Origin of the sequence: Acinetobacter sp. SwsAc4 (assembly GCF_013391535.1) — a bacterium.
GTDB lineage: Bacteria > Pseudomonadota > Gammaproteobacteria > Pseudomonadales > Moraxellaceae > Acinetobacter.
The window spans coordinates 43,653-52,179 of sequence record NZ_JACAXC010000021.1 but is presented as its reverse complement, the minus strand read 5'-3'; the positions used below and the strand labels follow the sequence as shown (position 1 = coordinate 52,179).

The 8,527-nt window shown below is 37.5% G+C and carries 2 protein-coding genes and 1 pseudogene; all 3 read left to right on the top strand.

The window, feature by feature from the left end; genetic code table 11:
• Positions 1 to 111: pseudogene (locus HYG88_RS10805) on the top strand (IS701 family transposase); the annotation flags it as partial.
• 19 nt (positions 112 to 130) lie between these two features.
• Positions 131 to 2,836 (top strand): site-specific integrase, encoded by a 2,706-nt coding sequence (locus HYG88_RS10800; RefSeq protein WP_178883069.1) that lies wholly within the window; start codon positions 131 to 133, stop codon positions 2,834 to 2,836.
• A gap of 454 nt (positions 2,837 to 3,290) precedes the next feature.
• On the top strand, positions 3,291 to 8,447 hold the full coding sequence (locus HYG88_RS10790) for a DUF4011 domain-containing protein (RefSeq protein WP_039047814.1): 5,157 nt from the start codon (positions 3,291 to 3,293) through the stop codon (positions 8,445 to 8,447).
• Positions 8,448 to 8,527: the final 80 nt, after the last annotated feature.

Genomic DNA, 8,527 nt, shown 5'->3' with positions numbered 1-8,527 from the left:
GAAAATGTATATCGTTGGCAGAAGAAATTATTTAGACCAATCATCAAAGACTTCATTGATGACTTTATTCTCGATAAAAATCATCTCCTACCACAGAGAATCTATAAATAATAGTGCGTAAGTCCTATATATTTCAGGCTGTGCAGATGAACAGCATTTGATTGCTATTCAGAAGCAATTGCAGGAGGCCATTGAGCTTGGTACAGATCTGAATTGTTTTCGGTTATACCATTCGGACTACAAAAAAATCACTAATCCATTGTTACTACATTATCGTGTTGAAAACTCTCAATATGGCAACGATGTAGAACAGGGAAAGTTGTACCAATGGAAACATGTTTTTTTTAACCCATATGCGCAGTTCATTTTGCAATATTTAAAAAAGTTGAAAGCTACTCAGAAAGAATTTTGTCTGCAACATTCAGTTGAAGATTGTATTTTAGAAAGCTTGAGTAAGATAGGCAGGAAAAAAAGTCTTGGGGATCTGCAATATCAAATTAAACGCCGTGGATTTCGTGCATTTAATGATGTGCAAATGGTACTCGAATTTAATCCAAACCTCAGCATAGATATATTTTTGAGTAATGTGCTTCAGCAAGAGATTAATACTGTTGCTTTAAGGCCATCCGAATTTAGATTGCTGTGGAATAATGATTACAATCAAGTCACAGAACCAGATAATCGCCCTATTCATTTTGAACAAGAGCAGTTACTTCCTGAAGTTCCGACTGTTCAAAGCAAATTACAAACGATTCCGTATGAGTTGATGTTGTTTGGTCAAAAGAAACGTAAAGGTCAAAAAGTTGAGCGTTTAGATAAAAAGAGGAATAAAGAAGAACGCACGCTACGTTTTTGGCAAGAAACTAGAAGGGTGTTAGAGGAGAAGATAGTTGATGCTAATACGGAGGAAAAGTCTTTAATTGATGCTCAACTACGCTTAATTCACTGGTTAATGCATTTAAAAAAACGAGGGCTTCAATTATCAACTATTGAAAGCTACTTAGGATCGTTTGGCAAAGAATTTATATTTGAGATTTGGCTCAATAAATTAGATTTAAAGCAACAATCCATAGATGACTATGAGGATTTATATCGGCAGCTATTGAAATACAGCAGTGAACGTGATGAAAAAGCAGTTCAACGAGATTCGGTGAAAGGAAAAACCTCTCGTAAGATGCACCAAAGCGCAGAATACCGTTTTGGTCGCCTAAAAGATTTTCATCAATTCTGTATAGAGAATTATGATGCTCCAGGGGTATTGGTGTTACAGAATTCAAGTTTTAAGCATTTACAAATTTGCAATGCACGGCTAGTGAGTCCTTTGCTATTTGGCAAATTATTGGAAAAACTAGAAAATTTAAGTCAAGAGCCAACGGCATCAGAGTGGGTCGATCATCTGAGTTGTTTAAAGCTGATGTATTTACTAAGTTATAGAACTGGACTTCGATTAAATGAAGTTCGTTGTCTTAAAATACAAGATATTATTTGCCCAGAGCTACTTTATAAAGAAAAAGAAAATACAGTTTTTAATAATATCACGCTTCATATCCAAGACAATTCATATCGCCGTCTGAAAACGCGAAGTGCGAATCGTCAAATACCATTGAAAATTGCATTGTCAGAACATGAGTTTTTAGTAGTACAACGTTACATACAACATCGTTATGAGCAATATTTGGTTAATCAGCAGGATGATCAACTTTTTAGTGTGAATCATCGTGTATTAACTGATCAATGTATCAGCAAAATTACAGTAGATTTGTTTAGTCAAATATTAGGTATGCATCATGGCTTTAGTTTTCATACATTACGCCACAGTGCTGCTAACTATCTAGCAATAACTTTGCTCGGTTCAAAAGAAATGATCAAGACCTACACAGATTGTCCTTGGGTAAAAGCAAAAAAGATGAGGGATTTATTGTTTGGTATGAAAGCACGTGCTCAAGAAGAGATTATTCAACATAAATGGCAGGTGCTCGCCTCTTGGATGGGGCATAGCAGTATTGAGCAAACGGCTTCAAATTACCTTCATGTTTTGGATTTATTAGCAGTCGATCGAATTTATAATTCGCCGTGTATCATTTCAAAAAAAGTATTAGAACAGTGTTTTGGTCCAGTGAAGTCAAGTACAGAGTACATAAACTTAAATCGTTATACTCAGCAGCAGAAATGGTTTGATTCTTATCATCAGCAAACACAGCCATTCACAATGGTTGGCCAACAAGAGAAGAAGTTTAGTATCGAGAATAGTACTCTGACACCTTATCAACGTTTGATAAATTTTAGAGATGCCCGTAGCAAAGATCCCCAAGCTCAAGTATGGCTGCAGCGATGTCAATTGATGTGCACTAAATGGATGAGCCCCCAAAAATTTAACTTAAAAGTTGAAAATATTGAGGGAGAGATTATAGATGAAGGTTGGTTTGAGGATCTTCACAATAAAGCCAGGAAATTGTCTCGTTCTAATGAACGCAATACCTTCCTTGATTTGTACGATCAAGAAGAGAATAGGCCTGACATATATCAAAGAAAGAACAAGATTGATGCTCTAAAAATATTATTACACTTTGGTAAGTTACGTAAGAATTTTTTGCATTTTGTATGTCGAGATCAAGACGATGAGCAACGAATTAGAAGTTTTATTGCTGGAATGAAGCCAATATTAGGAGAAGAGCTAAATTTAGGTATACAAAATTATCCAGTTAATATGAATGCACCTGAGCGAAGAGTTCAATTCAGTTTTCAAAGAATAGACTCTAATAAAAATGTGACAGTTCTGGTTTTATTTAATCTAATGTTAAAAATCATGCAGGAAGATGAGCTTTGGATTAAATAGCCTAAGCTAACTAAAAGGTATTGTTTAAAAATTTCTTTGGTCATAAGTAAACGGCTTTTTTGCTCAAGCCTATACCTTAAGTCTACCGTACAACGAATTGGTGCTCTTACAATAAATCCTTGATCAATCGAGGAAACATATCGATAGGGTAAGCTCAACCACAAGATAAACAGGGATCAAATTAAGCTTATTCTGAGGCAGCTTGGGCAAATTTAATCTTCAAATCTTTGGGCAACAAAGCCGAGCGTTACCGAAATCGAGGTAAAAGACTGCGTATGGGATTTCTTTTAATTGTTGGAATTTACAATATAGAATTGAGAAAGAAATGATTTGTGTAAGAGAACTATTGTTATTCGTATAATTTTAAAACAAGATATCAACTATTTAAAATTGTGATTTTAGCATTTTAAGCATGCCATTAATTCGGTTTGATTAAATTGCAAAGGGGATAATAATGCTAGAAGATGAAAATAACCAACAACTTGATCCAAAATATTCATTGCAGGTTGATTGTGCTTCAGCTTTGAATTTTGTTTTACAGCAAAATTCAGTTCCTCTGATTCGACAAATCCTAATCTCTTCAACTGAAACGATTTCTGGTTCTCGAATCGTTATTCGTTCTAATCCTGATTATTTCAAAGAACACACTATCAATATTGCGAACTTGGAAGGCAATCAATTCTTGGCTCTTGATAAGCCAAAATTAGTTTTTGATATCAAACTATTGCAGGAGTTACCTGAGAATCTTAAAGGCAGTATTGAAATCCTTTGGTTGAATGAAAAGGAAGAGATACTGGCAGAGCAGCGGGCAGAGATTGATTTATTAACCATTGATACTTGGGGTGGGGAACGCCAACCCATAGAATTATTGGCGAGTTTTTCACAACCCAATGCTTCAGCACTCAGCCCAATTTTGGTTAAGGCCAGTGAAATTTTAAAAGCAAAAGAACTAGGTTCATTAAGTGGTTATCAAGAGCGAGATAGAGATTCTGTGCTATCTCAACTGAATGCCTTATGGGAGTCTTTATTACAACAAGATATTCATTATATTGTTAACCCAGCAAGCTTTGTTAAATCGGGCCAAAGAATACGTTTGGCAAAGCAGATTTTTGACGAGAAGTTAGCATGTTGTTTAGACACGACAATACTTTTAAGTGCCTTGGCTGAACAAATAGGCTTAGATACTTTACTTATTATTGAAGAAGGACATTCGTATCTTGGGGTTTGGTTAAATGAGACGCCAAATGTTGACTTGATCATTGATGATATTCAAGCATTAAGAAAGCGTTATGATTTGGGTGAAGTTGTTTTTATAGAAACAACGCTGCTCACACAACAAGTAAAGTTTGCATCCGCACTTGAAACAGCAAAACAGTACATTAAAGATGAATCCCGCCAGCATAAGTTCTATCTTGCGATTGATGTTCGCCAGTCCCGGTTGCGTGGCATTAAACCAATTTCCTCATATCAGGATAAGAAAAATCATCTGGATGAAACAGAAATTGAATGGGCGCCTGCATCTATTCCTGTATATGATGTTGAACGTCCTGTAGAAAGTAAAGCCACGCGGGTTGACCGCTGGTTGCGCCGTTTGCTTGATCTAAGTCTCCGTAACAAGCTCTTAAACTTTAAGGACAATCGTTACAGCATACCCTTACAATGTTCTGAGTTAACACTGGGGAAACTTGAAGATGCATTGGCGAACCAAGAGGGTTTCTTATTTAAGGGGATTGATAGCATCTCGCTAAAAGATGTCCAGCGTGACAATGAAAGCCAACATATCAATCAATATGTTGATGATAGCCTGTCCAGAAAACTATTGTTTAGTCCACTTGATACACCCTTACTGGAAAAGCGCCTAATTGAGGTTTACCGTGCCTCACGTACTGCTTTAGAAGAGGGAGGAGCGAATACACTATTTCTTGCTATTGGCTTTCTGGAATGGAAAGAGTCAGAGCGTTCAAAACGCACTTTTAAAGCGCCACTACTACTTATTCCTGTGCAGATCACCCGCGAGACCGCTAAAACAGGTTATCGCCTGTATATGTATGATGATGAGCCTCGCTTTAATTCAACTTTATTACAATTATTAAGACAGGATTTTGAACTAGATATTTCGGGTTTAAACCCTTTGCCGGCAGATGATTCTGGGATAGATGTTAACCAAGTCTTACATATTGTGCGTAAGGCTATTGTGAATATACCAGGATGGGAAGTTAAAGCTGAGGCTGCCATTGGTCAGTTCTCATTTTCAAAATATTTAATGTGGCTTGATTTGTCTACACGAATGGATCAACTTAAAAATCAATCTGTAGTAAATCATCTGATTGAATCACCACGAGAACCATTCATTAAACAGGATGATTTTCCGCAACCCGCTCAACTAGACCAACGATATCAACCTCAACAATTTTTTACACCGTTATCATCTGACTCGTCACAGTTAGCAGCAGTTATGTCCGCCGCATTAGGACGTACTTTTGTACTTTCTGGCCCTCCTGGGACAGGTAAGTCCCAGACCATTACAAATATGATTTCACAGTGTCTAGCAGATGGTAAATCTGTGTTGTTCGTTTCTGAAAAGATGGCAGCTTTAGAGGTTGTCTATCGTCGTTTGACACAGATTGGCTTGAGTGAGTTGTGCTTGCAGTTACATTCTTCCAAAGCGCAGAAAATGCAGGTTTTGGATCAACTGCGGGAAAGAGCACAGAAGAACAATGACCCATATTTTCTAAGTGCTCAGCTAAAGACAACAGAATGGCAAAAGTTGTCGGACAAATTAATCCAGTCTCGTGATGAACTGAATCAGCATGTAAATAATCTCCATACCGTACATGCGATCGGTTGGAGTCTGTATGCCGCAATGAGTGATGAACTTTGTTATCGGGATACACCACATCTACGTTTTCCTGAGATTGAAATTTCAACACTAACATCAGAAAAGCGTGAGTTGCTGAATAAGACGGTGACACAAGCAGTAAGCTTGCGTCAGCTAGTAAATGAAAATGCTAAAGACGTATTGGATGGATTTGCGGAGGGCTTGTCCGAACCTATCTGGAATCTGGCATGGCAGGAGCAATATCAACTATTACAGGACCAACTTGTAGGTCAGATACAACAATTACAAAAGTCTATTTCTGCTTGGCAACAGGTTTTTGGATTCAGTGAAAAGCAGAATCTGAGTCAGGTTAATCAGGATGTTGCGATTTTTAAAGCAATATCTAATCTGGTTCAGCAAACAGACTTAAAACTCTTAAATGCGATTAAAGATATCGATTTAAAAACCATTACCCAGACAAAACACTTAACGCAAGATCTTAAGCAACAGCGTTCTTCATTAGTAGGGAAATACCAATCTCAAATTTATCAAGCAGATTTAAGTCAAATTGGCTTTAAATGGCGTGAAGCAGAATCAAAAATGTTCCCATTTTCATGGTTTGCTAAATTCCAGCTGAGAAACTTAGTCAAAACTTATCAAGACTCAACTCAACGCCCAACAGCTTTGGCAGTTGCCCATGACTTACCAATCTTGCAGCATATCCAAAGCCAACAATTACAATTTACTGAATGTGAAAAACTGTTAGCGAGTAAGCTTGGTTCTTATTGGCAGGGTGAAGATAGCGCATGGCAAAGTTTTGAAGCTATTCACAATCAGTGGCAAGAAATTAAGCAGATAGTTGCGTTGTCAATTACTGATCAAGCAACTTTATTAAAAGCTGTAGAGTTTAGTAAAAATCATACTTTGGATGAGCTGACACAGAATATCGCTCAGGTGGAGAATACGTTTAGGCAATTGCTGAATGATCATGTCCTGAAGAGTGATACTGCGATTACCTCATATTCAGATATTGATTTTAATAAAATTATCGAAAGACAACAGCAGTTGCAGCAACACAGTTCATCTTGGAGACATTGGTTAAATTGGCAGGCTATAAAGAGCCAGTTGATTCAACATGGGTTAAAACCATTGGCATTTGAGCTTTTGAATGCCCCATTGAATGTGGATGATGCCCTAAAACGCCTGAATATTAATTTAGCGAGACACTGGATTACGCATCAATTTAGTCAGCATCCAGAGTTAAACCAATTTAACAGCCAACAACATGAACAGAAAATAATGTCCTTTGCCCAGCAGGATAAAGAACACCAACTTTCTGCAAGTCAGGAAATTATTCACCGTTGGAATAATATTTTTATAGAACAAAACCACTACAAAGGGCAATGGACTGTTCTTAACAAAGAGTTGGGTAAGAAACGCCGTCATATTCCTGTACGAGAGTTGATGCGTCAAATTCCTGATGTTTTAGTTGGCTTGAAACCATGTTTATTAATGAGTCCATTATCAGTTGCCCAATATCTGGACACAGAAGCAAAATTTGATGTAGTAATTTTTGATGAAGCATCACAGATTCCTGTATGGGATGCAATTGGTGCATTAGCGAGAGGTAAACAGTCAATCGTGGTGGGTGACAATAAACAAATGCCACCAACCAGTTTCTTCGGTAAAGGCGATTCTGAAGAAGAGGTTGATGAGGAGGTGACTGAAGATCTGGAGAGTATTTTGGATGAATGTCTTGCTGCTCAGTTACCAGAATTAGCTTTGAATTGGCATTACCGTAGTCGTTATGAAAGTCTCATTCAATTTAGTAATCAGAAATACTACAAAGGTGGTTTATTTACTTTCCCTGCACCTGTTGCTAAGGATACAGCTGTAAAACTACATGTGGTTGAGGGTGTATACGACAAAGGTGATACACGTACCAATAGTAATGAAGCAAAGGCAATTGTTGAATTTATTATTCAGCATTTACAGTCACAGTTAGGGCAAGAGAATCCTTTGACTTTAGGTGTGGTCACTTTCAATATGACTCAGCAGAAGTTGATTGAAGATTTGCTGGATAATGAATTGGCTAATCACCCTGAGTTAGAGACATTGAGTAAGTCAGGCATTGAACCTTTATTTGTTAAGAATTTAGAAAATGTGCAAGGAGATGAACGTGATATTATCGTTTTCTCAATTACTTACGCAGAAGACCGTGATGGTCGATTATCTATGAACTTTGGCGCGCTTAATCGTCAAGGTGGTCAGCGCCGTCTAAATGTAGCAATTACTCGCGCTCGTCAAGGATTACATGTTTTCTCTGCTTTGAGTCCTGAAGAAATTAATTTGGCACGCACTAATAGTGAGGGTGTAAGGGATTTAAAAGACTTCTTAGTTTTTGCTCGTAGTGGTCAGTTGCATTTAAATTATGCTGACCAAAGTAAACAGCAGGCTAAAAAAGAATTCCTACAGTACCTACAAACTAAGTTGCAAGAACAAGGCTGGAGTGTGGACCTTGGTATAGGTCAGGGAGATAGTTGTGTAGATATAGCAATTAAGGATAATTTGAATTCAGGTAGTTATCTTGCAGGTATTATAGTAGATGGTGAAAACTACGCTAAAGCAGCTACAGCAAGAGACCGTGATCAGCTCAGACCAACAGTATTAAATGGGTTAGGCTGGCAGGTATTATCAGTGTGGACAGTTGATTGGTGGCTGGATCCAGAGCAGAACTTAGCTAAATTGGTAAAAGAATTGGATGAGATCAAAATTAATCAACAGGTTGCTTAAATTGTCTGAAACCTTAGGGATGAAAAGCATGCTTTAAATCAACTCATTGACTTGGGTTGCATGGTCCATGCGAGTCGTAA